This window comes from Streptomyces sp. A01 (assembly GCF_059026195.1).
Genome location: NZ_JBWLKN010000010.1, coordinates 145,691 through 162,726, shown reverse-complemented (window position 1 = coordinate 162,726; position 17,036 = coordinate 145,691). Strand labels below are relative to the sequence as shown.

Genomic DNA, 17,036 nt, shown 5'->3' with positions numbered 1-17,036 from the left:
GCCGAAAGCACGCCACACAACACAAGCCCGGAACCCTCACAGCCGCCGAAGCGTCACAGCGATCTTCACAGCCGCCGAAGCATCACAGCCGTCAATGCCCACCTGAGCACCCGCTAGGACACGCACCGATGACAACGCACCGCCTCGAACTCCTCCCCGCCGTAGACGTCCGCGACGGCCAGGCCGTCCGCCTCGTCCATGGGGAGTCCGGCTCCGAGACGTCGTACGGCGACCCGCTGTCCGCTGCCCTCGCCTGGCAGCAGGCGGGTGCCGAGTGGCTGCATCTGGTGGACCTCGACGCGGCGTTCGGCACCGGTGACAACCGGGACCGGATCGCCGAGGTCACCCGGACGATGGACATCAAGGTCGAGTTGTCCGGCGGCATCCGCGACGACGCCTCCCTCGCCGCCGCGCTGGCCACCGGCTGCACCCGCGTCAACCTGGGCACCGCCGCCCTGGAGTCCCCGGAGTGGGTCGCCAAGGTCATCGCCGAGCACGGCGACCGCGTCGCTGTCGGCCTCGACGTACGCGGCACCACGCTGCGCGGCCGCGGCTGGACCCGCGACGGCGGCGACCTGTACAAGACGCTCGCCCGCCTCGACGCCGAGGGCTGCGCCCGCTACGTCGTCACCGACATCGCCAAGGACGGCACGCTCCAGGGCCCCAACCTCCAGCTGCTGCGTGACGTGTGCGCGGTCACCGACAAGCCCGTCGTCGCCTCCGGCGGCGTCTCCTCCCTTGACGATCTGCGTGAGATCACCAAGCTGGTCCCGGAGGGTGTCGAGGGCGCCATCGTGGGCAAGGCCCTCTACGCCAAGGCGTTCACCTTGGAAGAGGCGTTGGAGGCTGTGTCCGTATGACCACACCCGAGCCCGTCCGGCACGAACCGAAGACCGAGCGGCACCAGAGCGGCAGCCACTGGGAAGAGACGATCGGCTTCGCCAGTGCCGTGGCGGCCGGGGACCGCGTCCTCGTCGCCGGAACGATGCCGATGGTGGGCGGCGTGCTCTACGGCGAGGGCGACCCGTACGAACAGACCCTGGCGGCGCTGCGCAACGCGCTCATCGCCCTGGGCGAATTCGGCCTCGGGGCCGAAGCCGTCATCCGCAGCCGCCTCTACCTCACCCACGCCCGTGACGTGGACGCGGTCGGCCGCGCCCACAAGGAGATCTTCGACGCCGTGCGCCCGGTCGCGACCGTCGTCGTGGTCTCCGGCTTCGTCGACTCCCGGGTGCTGGTCGAGGTGGAACTCGAAGCAGTCCGCGACCCCGCTGCCGCCGCGCCCGAGGCGCCGGCGGCGGGACGCCTCCCGGACGGTACCCCCGAAGGAACAACGCCATGACCCTCGCGGTCCGAGTCATCCCCTGCCTGGACGTGGACAACGGCCGCGTCGTCAAGGGCGTCAACTTCCAGAACCTGCGAGACGCGGGCGACCCCGTCGAGATGGCCAAGCTCTACGGCGACGAGGGCGCCGACGAGCTGACGTTCCTCGACATCACGGCGTCCTCGGGTGACCGCGAGACCACCTACGACGTGGTGCGCCGCACCGCGGAGCAGGTCTTCATCCCGCTCACCGTGGGCGGCGGCGTCCGCACCCCGGACGACGTGGACCGCCTGCTGCGCGCCGGAGCCGACAAGGTCGGCGTCAACACCGCCGCCATCGCCCGCCCGGAGCTGATCCGCGAGATCGCGGAGCGCTTCGGCCGCCAGGTCCTGGTCCTGTCGGTGGACGCGCGCCGCTGCCCGGAGGGCACGGTCACCCCCTCCGGCTACGAGGTCACCACGCACGGCGGCCGCCGTGGCACCGGCATCGACGCCGTGGAATGGGCCCACCGGGCAGCCGAGCTGGGCGCGGGCGAGATCCTGCTCAACTCGATGGACGCGGACGGCACCAAGGACGGCTATGACACCGCGATGATCGCGGCGGTCCGCGCCCAGGTCACCGTCCCGGTCATCGCCAGCGGCGGCGCCGGTGGGCTCGCGCACTTCCCCCCGGCCATCACGGCGGGCGCGGACGCGGTACTAGCCGCCTCCGTCTTCCACTTCGGCGACCTGCGCGTCGGCGAGGTGAAGCAGACCCTGCGGGAGGCGGGACACCCGGTGCGCTAGCGCGCTGGGCGCGCGGCGGGAGGACGACTGCGTGCGGCGGCGGTCGCCGCGGTCGCCGCCGTCCACCGCGGTCAGGCGTCGAAGTCGTATTCGAGGACGTACGAACCGGCGTCGAGCGTCATCTCGTTGACCTCGACGGCCCGGCCGTCTTCGGTGAACGCGGTGCGGCACATGATGATGACCGGGGTTCCGCTGGAAAGCTGAAGGTCGCGAGCCTCTGCGGCCGTGGGCATTCGGGAACGGAGTTCCTCGCGGAAGTGAGTGGGGGCATGGCCAAGCTCAGCAAGTCGGGCGTAGATGCCGCCGGGGCCACTGTCCTTCTCGGCGATGGCTGTACCAGCGACGAGCGAGGCTGAGAGATGCGACGTCGACAGCAACACCGGTTTCCTGTTGACCAAGAAACGGCGGGTTCGGCTCACTACCCGGGCTCCCGAGGCAACCCCTAGTACCTCAGCGAGGCGGCCACTGACCTTCTCTTCGCGCACGGAGAAGTTGTCTACGACCAGTTCATGGTCCGCGTCAAGGTCAGCCTCCCAGACAGAGTGACCTGCCGCCCAGTGCTCGCGGGCCAGCCGCTGGACCCCTCGCCGCCTTCGCAACTGGAACGTACGGACGAACACCCCGGCACCCTTCCGAGCCTCGGCGATCCCCTCGCTGCGCAGCACGCCGAGCGCCTGCCGGGCGGTCATCCGCGCCACCTGGTACGTGGCCATCAGCTCGTTCTCACCCGGCAGCCGGTCACCCGGCCCGTACTCGCCCGTGGCGATCGCCGCTTTGAGCGCGTCGGCGATGCGCTGGTACTTGAGCTGTCCTTCGCCCTGGCCTGCTGTCAACGGTCGTCCTCCGTCCTCTCTGGAGACACCCTAGGTCGCTGCCCGTCGGCGTGAGCGGTGAGGGCAGCCACAGGCCAGTTGACATCTCTAGAGAGGCTTCGCTTCACTAGTCGTCACCCGAATCTCTCTAGAGATGTCTCTCGTGTGGGAGTGGTTCCATGGCGCCTTGCGTTGGTTACCCGGATGATGAGCGGTTCCGCGTTGGCTTGGCGCCATAGTGCTGCGTCCTGTGCCGGAGTCGGTGGCCCGTGCACGCCGGTGGTGGCACAAGCTCGCCGCCCGTCAGGAGTTCGCGCGCTCGATGGACGACTGCGAGTTGATGATCTCGGAACTGGTCACCAACGCGATCCGCTGTGGACGTGCTGACGGACTGTGGCATGTACGCGTGGACTGGTACCGGGCGGGGCGATCGCTCCGGGTCGAAGTCCGCAACCCTGGGATCACGACGGCGATTCAGCCGTGTACACCCGAGCCCGACGCGGAGGAAGGGCGTGGGCTGCTGATCGTGGACGCGCTGGCCGACGAGTGGTGGTGGCGGGCCGACGCCGGCGGCGGGACGCTCGTCGGGTTCGGCGTGCGCGAGGTGTGGAGCGCTCCGGCGGGGCCGGGACGTGGCTGAGGACGGGTCGGGCTCTGTGGGTCCTGGCGGGGCACGGCAGGTCGCGCCGGTCACGGTGGGCGGCGAGGAAGGCCGGGGGCGCGGGGGCCGCCTGCGGCGGCGGGTGGCGCGTGCTTACCCGGCCGCCACTCCCCGCCGTCTCACAGGCCCAGGAACGCGTCCCGCAGGCGGGCCACCGCTTCCTTGTCGCCGTCGGTCTCGACGCGTGCGGCCTCCTTGCGGCCGTAGAGGAAGAGCAGCACCTCGGCTGGTTCGCCGGTGACCGTCACGACCGGGGTGCCCTTGCGGGCCACCGCCGTGCGGCCGTCCGGGAGGCGGACGACGAGGCCGACCGGGCACTTGCGGGCCAGTGTGCGGGCCGAACGCTCGACGCGGCGCCACAGGGTGTCGGAGAAGACCGTGTCGAGTTCGCGTGGCGTCCAGTCGGGCTGGGCGCGGCGGACGTCCTCGGCGTGGACGTAGAACTCGACGATGTTGGCCGCTTCGTCGACCTGTTTCAGGGCGAACGGCGAGAGCCGGGACGGGCCGGTGCGCAGGAGCTGGATCAGTTCCTCGTACGGCTTCGCCGCGAACTCGGCCTGGACCCGGGCGAGCCGGGGCGCCAGCGGCTTCAGCAGGATGCCCGCGGCGACATCACCGCGGCGTTCGCGGACCACCAGGTGGGCCGCCAGATCGCGGGTCGTCCAACCGCCGCACAGGGTCGGGGCCTGCGGACCCGCCGCCTCCAACAAGTCCGCCAGCAGAAGGCGTTCGCGCTTCGCGTAGGTTGACATACGGCCACCCTACGGGCCACCTGGCCCGCCCGGCCACGCCGCCGCGCCCGCGCGCCGGGCACAGGCGTCGGGTCCCGGCCACGGCGCGGGCGCGCACGCTGCCGTCGCCGCGCGCTGGACGCGCGCGGCGACGGCAGCGTCGCCCCGGTCACCCCACCGTGTCGCCCCGCCGACGCGAGCGGAGCGGGCACGCGGCTCAGGTCGGCAGCGGGGCGTGGAGCTTCTTGCCGCCCGGCGTGGCGCTGAGCGTGAGCGAGCAGGAGACCTGGTCCTGGCCTCGGATGGTGTAGGTGGGCTGCGAGGGATACAACGCGTAGTAGTAGTACGTCTTGCCGTCCTGCGGGATGCTCTTCAGGCGCCCGGCGGCGGCCTTCTCGCACAGCGAGAGCGCCTTGGTCTGGATCTCCTTCTCAGTGCTGAAAGAGCCGGTCAGTGTCGCGTTGGAGATCACCTCACCGTCGTGCGCGCTGCTGCACGAGCGCTTCTCGACCTTCGTCACCGACGGGTCGAGGCCCGGGTGGTCGAAGCAGGTGCCGGGCTTCAGCACGACGTAGGGCACGAGGTCGCCGGGCGTGGAGGACGAGGCCGAGGGCGCGGGCGACGTCTCGCCGCCCGGCGAGTCCGTCCCGCCGCCGATCGGAGCGCCCTGGCCGGGCGAACCCGGGGTGGCCGACGGGGCGCTGGGGGTCGCGGACGACCCGGAGGAGGGCGACTGCGAAGAGCTGACCGTCTCGCGCGGCTTGTCCTTCGCCGAGGTGTCGTCATCGTCGTCACCCCCCGCCGCGGCGACGACGACGCCGGCGATCACGGCGACGGCCAGCACCGAACCCACGGCGATGGCGGCTATCTTCCCCGTGTTGCGGCGGGGCGGCGGGGGCGGCGGCATATATCCGCCGAATCCGCCCGGCTGGACGGGCGGCCCGAAGCCCTGGGGCGGCGGTGGCCCGAAACCACCCTGGTTTCCCGGCTGATGAGGGTCGTTCGGAGGCGGCGGATACGTCATATCAGAAGCATGCCGTATGGCTCCGACAACGGCGTAAGCGGGCTGTCGCCTGAGACGTACGGGGCGTGATGTGCGGTCACCGGCGCGCGACAGGCCCGCGCGGGCACCCGGCGCCGTGGCCGCGCGCTCCGGGGCACAATAGGCGCATGCCCAGCCCCGACCCCGCCTCCGGCGCCTCGCCGAGGACGCCCGCCGGTCTCGATCCGGCCATCGCGGACCGCCTCAAGCGCAGCGCCGACGGACTCGTGCCCGCCATCGCCCAGCAGTACGACACCGGTGAGGTGCTCATGCTCGGCTGGATGGACGACGAAGCCCTGCACCGCACCCTCACCACCGGCCGCTGCACCTACTGGAGCCGCAGCCGCCGGGAGTACTGGGTCAAGGGCGACACCTCCGGGCACGTCCAGCACGTGAAGTCCGTCGCGCTGGACTGCGACGCCGACACCGTGCTGGTCAAGGTCGACCAGGTCGGTGCCGCCTGCCACACCGGCGACCGCACCTGCTTCGACGCGGGCACGCTGCCCCTGGGACAGTAGGCTCCGCTGCCATGACGCACCCGGTCGCCGCCACCGCCGCGACCGGGACGCCGAGGGCACGCCTGGACACCGGGGGCGCGCCGCGACGGCGGGCAGGTCAGGCCCACAAGGGCCCACAAGGGCCCACAGGGATCACGCAGAGGATGGGTACGGCGGTCACGACATGACGGGTGATGCGGGTATGACGGACGCGACGGGCACCATGGACCGCGAGACCTTCCGGAAGCTGGCGGCCGACCGCCGTGTCATCCCCGTCAGCCGCAGGCTGCTCGCGGACGGCGACACCCCGGTCGGCCTGTACCGCAAGCTCGCCGCTGAGCGGCCCGGCACCTTCCTGCTCGAATCGGCGGAGAACGGCCGTTCGTGGTCGCGCTACTCCTTCATCGGCGTCCGCAGCGCCGCGACCCTCACCGAACGCGAAGGACGCACCCACTGGCTGGGCACCCCGCCGGTCGGCGTCCCCACCGAAGGCGACCCGCTGGCCGCGCTGCGCGCCACCGTCGAGACCCTGCACACGCCGCGCGACCTCGGCGGTCTGCTGCACCTGCCGCCGTTCACCGGCGGCATGGTCGGCTACCTCGGCTACGACATCGTCCGCCGCCTGGAGAAGATCGGCGACAGCGGCCGGGACGACCTCGGGCTGCCCGAGCTGACCATGCTGCTCACCTCGGACCTGGCCGTGCTCGACCACTGGGACGGCACCGTCCTGCTGATCGCCAACGCGATCAACCACAACGACCTCGACACCGGCGTGGACGAGGCGTACGACGACGCCGTCGCCCGCCTCGACACGATGACCGCCGACCTGGCGCGCGCCGTGCCCACAAGACCGGCCGTCCTGCCGCCCGCCGAACTCCCCGACTTCACCGCCCTGTGGGGCGGCGAGGCGTACATGGAGGTCGTCGCCGACATCAAGGAGCGCATCCACGCGGGCGAGGCGTTCCAGGTCGTGCCGTCGCAGCGGTTCGAGACGCCGTGTGAGGCGTCCGCCCTCGACGTGTACCGGGTGCTCCGGGCCACCAACCCCAGCCCGTACATGTACCTCTTCCGGTTCCCCGGCGCGGACGGCGGCGTCTTCGACGTCGTCGGCTCAAGCCCCGAGGCCCTGGTCAAGGTCGAGGACGGGCACGCCATGGTGCACCCCATCGCGGGCACCCGGCCGCGCGGCGCGACCCCGCAGGAGGACGCCGCCCTCGGCGACGAGCTCCTCGCCGACCCCAAGGAGCGCGCCGAGCACCTGATGCTCGTCGACCTCGGCCGCAACGACCTCGGCCGGGTGTGCGAACCCGGCAGCGTCGAGGTCGTGGACTTCATGTCGATCGAGCGCTACAGCCACGTCATGCACATCGTCTCCACCGTCACCGGCACGCTCGCCCCCGGACGCACCGCCTTCGACGTCCTCACCGCCTGCTTCCCCGCGGGCACCCTGTCCGGCGCCCCCAAGCCCCGGGCCATGCAGATCATCGAGGAACTCGAACCCACCCGGCGCGGCCTGTACGGAGGCTGCGTCGGCTACCTGGACTTCGCGGGGGACTCGGACACGGCCATCGCCATCAGGACCGCGCTGCTCCGCGACGGCAGGGCGTACGTCCAGGCGGGCGCCGGGGTCGTCGCCGACTCCGACCCGGCGGCGGAGAACGCCGAGTGCCGCAACAAGGCGGCGGCCGTCCTCAGGGCCGTCAGCACCGCCGGTCGCCTGGCCGAGGCACGCCCCGGCCGCTGACGGCACCACCGGGCGGCCCGGTCCCGCGCTCCCGCACCACCCTGTGGGAGACGGCACCACCCCGTGGGGGATAGTGGTGAGCGTGAGTACAGCTGCCGTACCCCAGCCACGTGACCAAGCCGAGGGCGCCGCGCGAGCCGAGCGCGGCGGCGCGGCGGGCAAGCGCGCCAAGCTGAGCCTCGCCGTCGCCCTGCTGTTCGCCGCGATCGGCGCCGCCCTGGTGCTGTTGGCGTCCGGCCGCACCTGGGCCGCGGGCAACGCCGCCTTCGCCCAGGGTGACCTGCGGCGAACGGTCAGCGGCCAGGACATCACCGGCCTGCCGGGCGCGCTCGCGATCGTCGGCCTCGCCGCTCTCGTCGCGGTCTTCGCCGTACGCGGCGTCGGCCGCTACGCCGTGGCCGGAGCCCTCGCGCTGTGCGGCGCCGGTACCGCCGTGGGCTCGCTGCTCGCGACCAGCGACAAGTCCGCCCTTGAGGACAAGGCCGCCGAGACGACCGGCATCGCGGGCACCGCCATCCACGGCGTCAGCTACACGCCCTGGCCCTGGGTCGCCTTCGCCGGTGGCGTACTGATCTTCATCGCGGGCGCCCTCGCCCTCGGCTACGGCCGGGCCTGGCCCGCCATGTCCGGCCGGTACGAGCGCGCGGGCGGCGGCCCCGACCGCCCCAGGCCCCGCCGCTCCCGCCCCGCGCCGGACCCCGAGCGCCCCGAGGAACTCTGGAAGGCCCTGGACCGGGGCGAGGACCCGACCGGCGGGGACCGCTGACCCGACCGCCGCCTGTGCGGTCGCCTGTGCGGTCGCCTGTCCGGTCGCCGGCGAGCCGGCCTCCGGCTGCGTCCCCCCGCGGCCGTCCGAGCGGTCCGACCTGTCCACTCGGTCCGCCCAGCTCGTCCCGCTTCACCCGATTCACCCATGTGGCCCACCGGGGTGGCTGACCTGCGCACGCGCCGCCAACGGCCCACCGCGCGCTCGGCCCACCCCAGCTGATCGCGTATCAGCGCGTCAGGGACAATGGCAGCAGCAGCCCCGCGCCCCGATCCTGGGGGCCATCCCCGGTGGCGTCCGGCAGACCGGATCTGGTGGAACGCACCGGGGAGCGACACAGCAAACGAGGAGAACTCATGGCGGGTACCAGTCACGGACACACCCCGGCCGCCTGGACCGGCGTCACCATCGCCTTCATCGGCTTCTGCGTCTCCGGCGCGTTCACCGTGATGGCCAACCCGGTCGGTTTCTGGGCAGGTCTCGTCGTCGTCGCGCTCGGCGGCATCGTGGGCCTGGCGATGCGCGCGGCCGGTCTCGGCCAGCCGAAGCACGAGCCGCACCTGCGGACCACCGCCCAGCCGGAGCACCCGCACGCGCGGACCTGACGCCGCGACCGACGCGCGGCGCGCCCTTCCCCTCCCGGACGGGGCCTCCCGCCGCGCTGTCACGCGACGCACTGGCGTGGCCCACAAGCCCGTACGGCCGTAAGCCGTATGTACGTGGCTTCTGAGCTGCGCCTTCGCGTTTTCCGGCGGACACTCGAAGCTGTGGACCACCTTCGGCTCAGCATTGGCGGCGCCGCCCACGGGTCGGTGCCACGCCGCCTCGCCGCCCCGCTCGGCGTGCTCGCCGGGGCGGCGGGAGCCTTCGCGCTCGTCGCGGTGGTCGATCCGAACGAACCAGGGCACTACCCGGCGTGCCCGATGCTCCGCCACACCGGCGTCCTGTGCCCCGGCTGCGGCGGCCTGCGCAGCGCGCACGCCCTCACCCACGGCGACCTGGCGACCGCGCTGGGCGCCAATGCCCTCGCCGTCGTCGGCTTCGCCGTCCTCGTCGTCGTATGGGTGGCGTGGTGCGCGCGCTCCGTGGGAGCGGGAGCCGCGCGGTCCGCACGGGCCGCGGAGTCCCCGGGGCCTGACGTGGACGCCCGGCTCGCCCAGCCCTCGCGGGCGCGTACGGCGGGTGTCCCCGGCCCCTCGGCCGTCCGCTGGGGCTGGTGGACGCTGGCCGTGCTCGCTCTCGTCTTCTCGCTTGTCCGCAACCTGCCATTCGGGGTCGCTCTTGCCCCTTGACACCTCCAGGACGCCTGGCCGACCGGCCAGGTTATGGCACCGCCGTCAACCGGATGCGGGACCTCAGCCCTGCGACAGATACCATCGGCCATGCCTGTGATGTGGTTTTCCGCCGCACCGGCGCCGACCGCCAAGCTCCACCGGAAGGGGGCCACTCGCGTGAGTGTGCTCGACGAGATCATCGACGGAGTCCGTGCCGACCTCGCCGAACGGCAGGCGCGCGTCAGCCTCGACGAGCTCAAGGAGCGGGCGGCAAGGGCCCCGCAGGCCAAGGACGGGGTCGCCGCGCTCAAGGGCGACAGCGTCAAGGTGATCTGCGAGGTCAAGCGGTCCAGCCCGTCCAAGGGCGCGCTCGCCGCCATCGCCGACCCGGCCGGGCTCGCCGCCGACTACGAGGCGGGTGGCGCCGCCCTCATCAGCGTCCTGACCGAGGAGCGCCGTTTCGGCGGCTCCCTCGCCGACCTTGAGGCCGTCCGTGCCCGGGTGGACATCCCCGTGCTGCGCAAGGACTTCATCGTCACCTCGTACCAGCTGTGGGAGGCGCGCGCCTACGGTGCCGACGTCATCCTGCTGATCGTCTCCGCGCTGGACCAGGACGCCCTGGTCTCGCTGATCGAGCGCTCCCAGTCCATCGGGCTCACCCCGCTCGTCGAGGTGCACGACGAGGACGAGGTCGAGCGGGCGGTGGACGCGGGGGCGCGCATCATCGGCGTCAACGCGCGCAACCTGCGGACGCTTGAGGTGGACCGGGACAACTTCGCCCGCGTCGCCCCCGAGATCCCCTCGCACATCGTGAAGATCGCCGAATCCGGGGTGCGGGGGCCGCACGACCTGATCGCGTACGCCAATGAGGGCGCGGACGCCGTGCTCGTCGGCGAGTCCCTGGTCACCGGCCGCGACCCGCGGTCCGCCGTCGCCGACCTCGTAGCGGCGGGCGCGCATCCCGCGCTGCGCCACGGGCGGGGCTGACCTCCCGCATGACCACGCGCCGCACACGCCACGCAGGGCCGGGCCACCACCCGGCTCCCGTCGGCGTGCCCGCGGCGCCGATGGCGCCTCGCGCCGTCGCCTCAGGCATCGCCCCGGTGCTCCCGCGCGCCTCCGGCGGCGTTTTCCCGGCTGGTGCCCGGGCCGCGTCACCTCTCCTCACCGAAGCGGCCCGCTCGGCACCGGCCGCTGCCGCCGCCTCCTACCTGTCCCTGGCCGGGCGCGAACCGTACGCGTCCGGGGAACCCGACCGCCGCGCGCTGCCTCCGTGGCACCGCGGCTGCCGGGCGCCCGCCCGCCGGGTGCGCGGGCGCCGGGTGCGCTACCACATCGGCTGCGAACCAGGCCAGGTCAACGGGCGTCGATGGCCCGGGGCGTCGCTCGGCCGCTGAGCCGTTCCACGCCCCGCCGAAGCTCCCTCCCTCGATGCCCGCCGCGCGCTGCCCGCTGGCCGCGACCTGCCTTCTGGACCCGCGCGCGGGGCGAGGGGACGGCGGGGTACGGACGCCGGGTGGCGGTCCGCCGGCGGGAACATCGCGTACGGGACTGCCCGGCGCGACGCTCACCTGCCGTGGCCCTCTCCTTCCGCCCTTCACCTACCGTGAGGCTCCGCGGCCTTCCATAGCGCTGTGCAGCCGCCAGGGGCTTCTGCGGCTACCTGTCCTTTCCGCACACGTTTGTTCCGTGTTGCTGAGTTCTCGTGTTTCTGTGTTCCTGTATTTCCGTGTTCTCGCGTGCCGCGTGCGTGATCGCGCGACCTACGTGACGACGTGACATCGCGGGGCGGCCGCCCCGACTGAGGAGTACGCCGGATGACTTCTGATTTCTTCATTCCGGACCCGCAGGGTCAGATCCCCAGCGCCGAGGGATATTTCGGCGCGTTCGGCGGCAAGTTCATCCCCGAGGCGCTGGTCGCCGCGGTCGACGAGGTCGCCGTCGAGTACGAGAAGGCCAAGGCGGACCCGGCGTTCGCCGCCGAGCTCGGTGAGCTGATGGTCAACTACACGGGCCGACCGAGCGCCCTGACCGAGGTACCGAGGTTCGCCGAGCACGCGGGCGGGGCCCGGATCTTCCTGAAGCGGGAAGACCTCAACCACACCGGCTCGCACAAGATCAACAATGTGCTCGGGCAGGCACTGCTCACCCGGCGCATGGGCAAGACCCGGGTGATCGCCGAGACCGGCGCCGGGCAGCACGGCGTCGCCACCGCCACCGCGTGCGCCCTGTTCGGCCTCGAATGCACCATTTACATGGGCGAGGTCGACACCGAGCGGCAAGCGCTGAACGTCGCCCGCATGCGGATGCTGGGCGCCGAGGTCATCGCCGTCACATCCGGCAGCCGCACCCTCAAGGACGCCATCAACGAGGCGTTCCGCGACTGGGTCGCCAACGTGGACCGTACGCACTACCTCTTCGGTACGGTCGCCGGCCCGCACCCCTTCCCCGCGCTGGTGCGCGACTTCCACCGGGTGATCGGCGTCGAGGCGCGCCGCCAGCTGCTGGAGCGCGCCGGCCGGCTGCCCGACGCCGCTGTCGCCTGTGTCGGCGGCGGCTCCAACGCCATCGGCCTCTTCCACGCGTTCATCCCCGACGCGGACGTCCGGCTTGTCGGCGTCGAGCCCGCCGGGCACGGCATCTCCACCGGCGAGCACGCCGCCACACTCAGCGTCGGCGACCCCGGGATTCTGCACGGGTCCCGCTCGTACGTGCTCCAGGACGAGGACGGGCAGATCACCGAGCCGTACTCGATCTCCGCCGGACTCGACTACCCGGGCGTCGGGCCCGAGCACGCCTACCTCAAGGACGTGGGCCGCGCCGAGTACCGCTCGGCCACGGACGACGAGGCCATGCGGGCGCTGCGCCTGCTGTCGCGCACGGAGGGCATCATCCCGGCGATCGAGAGCGCGCACGCGCTGGCCGGAGCGCTGGAGCTCGGCCGGGAGCTGGGGCCCGACGGGCTGCTGCTGGTGAACCTCTCCGGACGCGGTGACAAGGACATGGACACGGCGGCCCGCTACTTCGGGCTGTACGACGGACAGCCAGGCGCCGACGAAACGGCCACGGCCCAGCAGGGCGCCGGCAGCGAAGGCGAGGGGTCGAAGTGAGCGAGAGCGGACAGCGCGGTACGAGCACGGTGGCGGGCGGCACCGGCGATGAGCGGCCCGCAGGCGCGGCCACAGGCGCGGCCACGAGAGCGGGCTCGGGCGCGGGCAATCTGGAACTGCTGAACTCGGTCCTCGCCGCGACGCGCGCGGAGAACCGGGCCGCGCTCGTCGGCTATCTCCCGGCCGGTTTCCCGACCGTCGAGGGCGGCGTCCGCGCCGCCTCCGCGATGATCGAGGGCGGCTGCGACGTCGTGGAGATCGGGCTGCCGCACAGCGACCCGGTCCTCGACGGGCCCGTCATCCAGACCGCCGACGACATCGCGCTGCGCGGCGGCGTGAAGATCATCGACGTGATCCGTACGGTGCGGGACGTGCACGCGGCGACCGGTGCGCCCGTGCTGTGCATGACGTACTGGAACCCGGTCGACCGGTTCGGCATCGAGCGGTTCGCCGCCGAGCTGGCGGCGGCGGGCGGCGCCGGGTGCATCCTCCCCGACCTGCCGGTGCAGGAGTCGGCGGTCTGGCGCGAGGCCGCCGCGCGGCACGGGCTCGCGACCGTCTTCGTCGTCGCGCCGAGCAGCCGGCCCGAGCGGCTCGCGAAGATCACGGCGGCGGGCAGCGGCTTCGTCTACGCGGCCTCGCTGATGGGGGTGACCGGCACTCGCGAGTCGGTCGGCCTCCAGGCGCAGGACCTGGTCACCCGCACCCGGGCCACCACCGAACTGCCGGTGTGCGTGGGGCTCGGCGTCTCGAACCCCGAACAGGCCGCCGAGGTGGCCCAGTTCGCGGACGGGGTGATCGTGGGCTCGGCGTTCGTCAAGCGGCTGCTGGACGCGCCGGAACTGGAGGCGGGCCTGGCCGCGGTGCGCTCGCTCGCGGCGGAACTCGCCAAGGGGGTACGTCAGCGCGCCTGAGGTGCGGCGGCAGGCGGATGTGCGGCGCGGTGCGATCGGCCGGAGGGCCGGTCGCACCGCCTTTTTTTGCTGAATACCGGCGGCGCGGTGGCGCGGTCCGCGGTACGGCGTGCGCGTGACGATCGCTCGATCGGGCGAATACGCCGCCGAGACGCGCAGCGGTGAAGCCCGGCCTCGTTGATCAGGGGCGTGAGTCAGAAGAATCGTGCGGACAAGCGCAGCGCCCGCGAGCGGCTGCGGGAACAACGAGCGAAGGACGAGGCGCGGGACAAGCGGAAGCGCGCTCTGATCGCGGCCGGTGTCGTCGTGGTCGTCCTCGGAGCGGTGGCGGGCATCGGTGCCCTGATCGCCGGGCAAAAAGACGACGACGGCGGCGACGCGAACGGCCCGGTCGCGGCCCCGAAGGGCGTGACAGGCAAGAACCAGGTGGCGATCTCGGCGGGCAAGGCGTCGGCGCGGTCCACCCTGACCGTGTACGAGGACTTCCGCTGCCCCGGCTGCGCGGGGTTCGAGCAGCGCTTCCGCGAGACTGTCAACGAGCTGCGGGAAGCGGGACACCTCAAGGCCGAGTACCACCTGGTCACGCTCATCGACGGCAACATGGGTGGCCGCGGGTCGCTGCGTGCCGCCAGCGCGGCGGCGTGCGCTCAGGACGTCGGGAAGTTCCCCGAGTACCACGACGTGCTCTACCAGAACCAGCCGAGGGAGACCGATGACGCCTTCGCGGACAGGAAGCACCTGATCGAGCTGGCGGGGAAGGTGAAGGGGCTGGACAGCCCGGCCTTCCGCAGCTGCGTGAACAAGGGCACGCATGACAGCTGGGTGAAGAAGGTGGACACCGACTTCGAGAAGTCGGGGCACGACTCGACTCCTACGGTGTTGCTGAACGGCAAGAACGTCTTCAAGGACCAGAGGAACCAGTTGACTCCGGCGAAGCTGAGGAAGGAAGTGGCGGCCAGGCGGTAGCCGTGCCCGGCTGGCTCCGGTGCTTGGGGTGGGTCGCCAGGTCTGTCTGCGGCCTCAAGCGGTTTCCTCGGGCGGTTGTCCTCAAGCCGTCTGTCCTCAAGCCGTTTGTCCTCAAGCGCCGGACGGGCTGGGATGTGCCGGCCCGGCTGGGATGTGCCGGACCGGCGGGCAATGTGCCGGACAGGCTGGGGAGTGTGCCGGGCGGGCTCAGTGCTCTGGGTGGGCTGGGGCCGTTACGTAGCTGTTGTCGTGGGTGGGTTGTCGGGCCAGCCGGCTGGCAGGGTAGCGTCAGGGCTGTCATGGACCTCGCTTATATCCCCAGTCCGTCATCCGGCGTGATCGATCTTGGCCCGATCCCGCTCCGCGGCTACGCGTTCTGCATCATCATCGGTGTCTTCGTCGCGGTCTGGTACAGCGGGCGGCGCTGGGTCGCCCGCGGTGGCCAGGTCGGCACGGTCGCCGACATCGCCGTATGGGCGGTGCCCTTCGGCCTGGTGGGCGGCCGTCTGTACCACGTCATCACCGACTACCAGCTGTACTTCGGTGAGGGCGAGGACTGGGTCGACGCCTTCAAGATCTGGGAGGGCGGCCTCGGCATCTGGGGCGCCATCGCGCTCGGTGCGGTCGGTGCGTGGATCGGCTGCCGCCGCCGGGGCATCCCGCTTCCGGCGTACGCGGACGCCCTCGCGCCCGGTATCGCCATCGCCCAGGCGATCGGCCGCTGGGGCAACTGGTTCAACCAGGAGCTGTTCGGCAAGGCGACCGACGTCCCGTGGGCCCTGAAGATCGACGCCGACCCCGCCACCGGCACCGTCGCCGGGACCTACCACCCGACGTTCCTCTACGAGTCGCTGTGGTGCCTGGGCGTGGCCGCCCTGGTCGTCTGGGCGGACCGGCGGTTCAAGCTCGGGCATGGCCGGGCGTTCGCCGTGTATGTCGCCGCGTACACCGTGGGCCGGTTCTGGATCGAGTACCTGCGGGTCGACGAGGCCCATGAGGTGCTGGGCCTGCGGCTCAACAACTGGACGTCGATCGTCGTCTTCCTCGCGGCGGTGGCGTACATCGTGATCTCGACGAAGCGCCGCCCGGGCCGGGAGCTCGTCGTGGAGCCCGCCGCCGTCGAGGCGGCGGACGACGACGCGGCCAGGACCGGTGACGCGGCCAGGATCGGTGACGCCGAAGACGCCGAGGACGCAGACGACGAGCCCGCGGCGAAGGCGGCGGCTGCCACCGCCTCCGGTCCGAAAAAGCCGCGCGAGCCCCGCAAGCCGCAGCGCAAGGACCAGACCGAAGGCGACGGGTCCACCGGCGCCGAGGCGTCGAAGAAGTCCTGAGCGCGCGACGCGCGCCGCACAGCTGACGACGGAGGCCGTCGGACCCCAGGGTCCGGCGGCCTCCGTCATGTGCGGCCGGCCCGCCCCACAGCGCCCGCCCACGGCGTCGCCTCGGCGTCACAGCACCTCCGCCGCAGAACTTAGTTTGCGCAACCACCTACACGTTTGTGCAGGTCAGCGAGGTAAGTACGGCCTGCCTTGCTGGCGGAGGGGCGGAAATCGAGCGTATCTTCGAAGCGTTGAGAGCGGGCGGAACGCCTGTCTCCGTGGGGAAGGGAACACGTCCGATGTCCGTCTTGCAGAGCACCGAACCACCGCACGTCGCCCACCGTGACAACCACACGCACCGCGACGTCAACGGCGGCTGGCTGCGGCCCGCTGTCTTCGGTGCCATGGACGGCCTGGTCTCCAATCTCGCGCTGATGACCGGCGTCGCCGGTGGCTCCGTCTCGCAGCAGACCATCGTGATCACCGGGCTGGCCGGGCTGGCCGCGGGCGCGTTCTCCATGGCGGCGGGCGAGTACACCTCCGTGGCCTCACAGCGTGAGCTGGTGCTCGCCGAGCTGGAGGTCGAGCGCGCCGAGCTGCGCAAGCACCCGGGGGACGAGCTGCTTGAGCTGGCGGCGCTGTACGAGTCGCGTGGCGTCGAGCCGAAGCTGGCGCGGGAGGTGGCCAGGCAGCTGTCGAAGGACCCCGAGCAGGCGCTGGAGGTGCACGCCCGCGAGGAGCTGGGCGTGGACCCCGACGATCTGCCCTCTCCGATGATCGCCGCGGTGTCGTCCTTCGGCGCGTTCGCCCTCGGCGCGCTGCTGCCGTTGCTGCCTTACCTGCTCGGCGCCTCGGTGCTGTGGCCCGCGGTGCTGCTGGCGCTGGTCGGGCTGTTCGCGTGCGGTGCGGTGGTGGCCCAGGTGACGGCGAGGTCATGGTGGTTCAGCGGGCTGCGCCAGTTGGCTCTCGGTGGGGCGGCGGCGGGTGTGACGTACGTCCTGGGCATCCTGTTCGGGACCGCCGTAGGGTGACGCGGCGCAGACGCTGTATGCGTGCTTCATACGAACGGCCGAATAATATGCAGGTTA

19 protein-coding genes are annotated in these 17,036 nt (G+C 72.1%); 16 read left to right on the top strand and 3 right to left on the bottom strand.

The window, feature by feature from the left end; all coding sequences use genetic code 11:
• The first annotated feature begins 128 nt into the window (after positions 1 to 128).
• From priA to hisF, 3 genes are read left to right on the top strand one after another with little or no spacing between them, the layout of a single operon-like run.
• The gene (gene priA / locus AC5P1B_RS16060) at positions 129 to 860 is read left to right on the top strand and encodes a bifunctional 1-(5-phosphoribosyl)-5-((5-phosphoribosylamino)methylideneamino)imidazole-4-carboxamide isomerase/phosphoribosylanthranilate isomerase PriA (RefSeq protein ID WP_493887804.1); all 732 of its coding nucleotides are present in this window, start codon (positions 129 to 131) and stop codon (positions 858 to 860) included.
• Entirely contained in the window at positions 857 to 1,342 is a 486-nt protein-coding gene (locus AC5P1B_RS16055; protein ID WP_493887803.1) for a Rid family hydrolase, read from the top strand. The genes priA and AC5P1B_RS16055 overlap by 4 nt, the downstream gene beginning before the upstream one ends.
• A complete protein-coding gene (gene hisF / locus AC5P1B_RS16050; protein ID WP_493887802.1) occupies positions 1,339 to 2,109 on the top strand; it encodes an imidazole glycerol phosphate synthase subunit HisF in 771 nt (256 codons plus the stop codon). Before AC5P1B_RS16055 ends, hisF begins: the two co-directional genes overlap by 4 nt.
• Before the next feature lie 71 nt (positions 2,110 to 2,180).
• Here the strand turns inward: hisF and AC5P1B_RS16045 are convergent, their stop codons facing one another.
• On the bottom strand, positions 2,181 to 2,942 hold the full coding sequence (locus AC5P1B_RS16045; RefSeq protein WP_493887801.1) for a GntR family transcriptional regulator: 762 nt from the start codon (positions 2,940 to 2,942) through the stop codon (positions 2,181 to 2,183).
• A 241-nt stretch (positions 2,943 to 3,183) separates the two neighbouring features.
• Here AC5P1B_RS16045 and AC5P1B_RS16040 point away from each other — a divergent pair, with 241 nt between their 5' ends.
• Positions 3,184 to 3,561: an ATP-binding protein gene (locus AC5P1B_RS16040; protein ID WP_493887800.1), complete on the top strand. Its 378-nt coding sequence runs from the start codon at positions 3,184 to 3,186 to the stop codon at positions 3,559 to 3,561.
• A gap of 140 nt (positions 3,562 to 3,701) precedes the next feature.
• Here the strand turns inward: AC5P1B_RS16040 and AC5P1B_RS16035 are convergent, their stop codons facing one another.
• Together AC5P1B_RS16035 and AC5P1B_RS16030 are read right to left on the bottom strand one after the other, a co-directional pair.
• A complete protein-coding gene (locus AC5P1B_RS16035) occupies positions 3,702 to 4,334 on the bottom strand; it encodes a TIGR03085 family metal-binding protein (protein WP_493887799.1) in 633 nt (210 codons plus the stop codon).
• A gap of 196 nt (positions 4,335 to 4,530) precedes the next feature.
• Positions 4,531 to 5,337 (bottom strand): hypothetical protein, encoded by an 807-nt coding sequence (locus tag AC5P1B_RS16030; protein WP_493887798.1) that lies wholly within the window; start codon positions 5,335 to 5,337, stop codon positions 4,531 to 4,533.
• 146 nt (positions 5,338 to 5,483) lie between these two features.
• Here AC5P1B_RS16030 and hisI point away from each other — a divergent pair, with 146 nt between their 5' ends.
• The 12 genes from hisI to AC5P1B_RS15970 all read left to right on the top strand — a co-directional run bounded on the left by hisI (position 5,484) and on the right by AC5P1B_RS15970 (position 16,979).
• Entirely contained in the window at positions 5,484 to 5,873 is a 390-nt protein-coding gene (hisI, locus tag AC5P1B_RS16025; protein ID WP_493887797.1) for a phosphoribosyl-AMP cyclohydrolase, read from the top strand.
• 202 nt (positions 5,874 to 6,075) lie between these two features.
• The gene (locus AC5P1B_RS16020) at positions 6,076 to 7,596 is read left to right on the top strand and encodes an anthranilate synthase component I (protein WP_493887933.1); all 1,521 of its coding nucleotides are present in this window, start codon (positions 6,076 to 6,078) and stop codon (positions 7,594 to 7,596) included.
• Positions 7,597 to 7,678: 82 nt separating this feature from the next.
• A complete protein-coding gene (locus AC5P1B_RS16015) occupies positions 7,679 to 8,362 on the top strand; it encodes a TIGR02234 family membrane protein (protein ID WP_493887796.1) in 684 nt (227 codons plus the stop codon).
• A gap of 356 nt (positions 8,363 to 8,718) precedes the next feature.
• Positions 8,719 to 8,967 carry an HGxxPAAW family protein gene (locus tag AC5P1B_RS16010; RefSeq protein ID WP_493887795.1) on the top strand — a complete coding sequence of 83 codons (249 nt, stop codon included), beginning with the start codon at positions 8,719 to 8,721 and terminating at the stop codon, positions 8,965 to 8,967.
• A 162-nt stretch (positions 8,968 to 9,129) separates the two neighbouring features.
• On the top strand, positions 9,130 to 9,654 hold the full coding sequence (locus AC5P1B_RS16005) for a DUF2752 domain-containing protein (RefSeq protein WP_493887794.1): 525 nt from the start codon (positions 9,130 to 9,132) through the stop codon (positions 9,652 to 9,654).
• A 159-nt stretch (positions 9,655 to 9,813) separates the two neighbouring features.
• Positions 9,814 to 10,623: an indole-3-glycerol phosphate synthase TrpC gene (gene trpC, locus AC5P1B_RS16000; protein ID WP_493887793.1), complete on the top strand. Its 810-nt coding sequence runs from the start codon at positions 9,814 to 9,816 to the stop codon at positions 10,621 to 10,623.
• Between the two features lie 278 nt (positions 10,624 to 10,901).
• Positions 10,902 to 11,033 carry a tryptophan biosynthesis modulator TrpM gene (trpM, locus tag AC5P1B_RS15995; protein ID WP_493887932.1) on the top strand — a complete coding sequence of 44 codons (132 nt, stop codon included), beginning with the start codon at positions 10,902 to 10,904 and terminating at the stop codon, positions 11,031 to 11,033.
• A 420-nt stretch (positions 11,034 to 11,453) separates the two neighbouring features.
• On the top strand, positions 11,454 to 12,746 hold the full coding sequence (trpB, locus tag AC5P1B_RS15990; RefSeq protein WP_493887792.1) for a tryptophan synthase subunit beta: 1,293 nt from the start codon (positions 11,454 to 11,456) through the stop codon (positions 12,744 to 12,746).
• A gap of 110 nt (positions 12,747 to 12,856) precedes the next feature.
• Positions 12,857 to 13,660, top strand: coding sequence for a tryptophan synthase subunit alpha (gene trpA / locus AC5P1B_RS15985; protein ID WP_493887931.1), 804 nt, complete (start codon positions 12,857 to 12,859; stop codon positions 13,658 to 13,660).
• 189 nt (positions 13,661 to 13,849) lie between these two features.
• Positions 13,850 to 14,626, top strand: a complete 777-nt coding sequence (locus AC5P1B_RS15980) for a DsbA family protein (protein ID WP_493887791.1) — start codon at positions 13,850 to 13,852, stop codon at positions 14,624 to 14,626.
• A gap of 299 nt (positions 14,627 to 14,925) precedes the next feature.
• On the top strand, positions 14,926 to 15,960 hold the full coding sequence (gene lgt, locus AC5P1B_RS15975) for a prolipoprotein diacylglyceryl transferase (RefSeq protein WP_493887790.1): 1,035 nt from the start codon (positions 14,926 to 14,928) through the stop codon (positions 15,958 to 15,960).
• Positions 15,961 to 16,247: 287 nt separating this feature from the next.
• Positions 16,248 to 16,979 carry a VIT1/CCC1 transporter family protein gene (locus AC5P1B_RS15970; RefSeq protein WP_493887789.1) on the top strand — a complete coding sequence of 244 codons (732 nt, stop codon included), beginning with the start codon at positions 16,248 to 16,250 and terminating at the stop codon, positions 16,977 to 16,979.
• Positions 16,980 to 17,036: the final 57 nt, after the last annotated feature.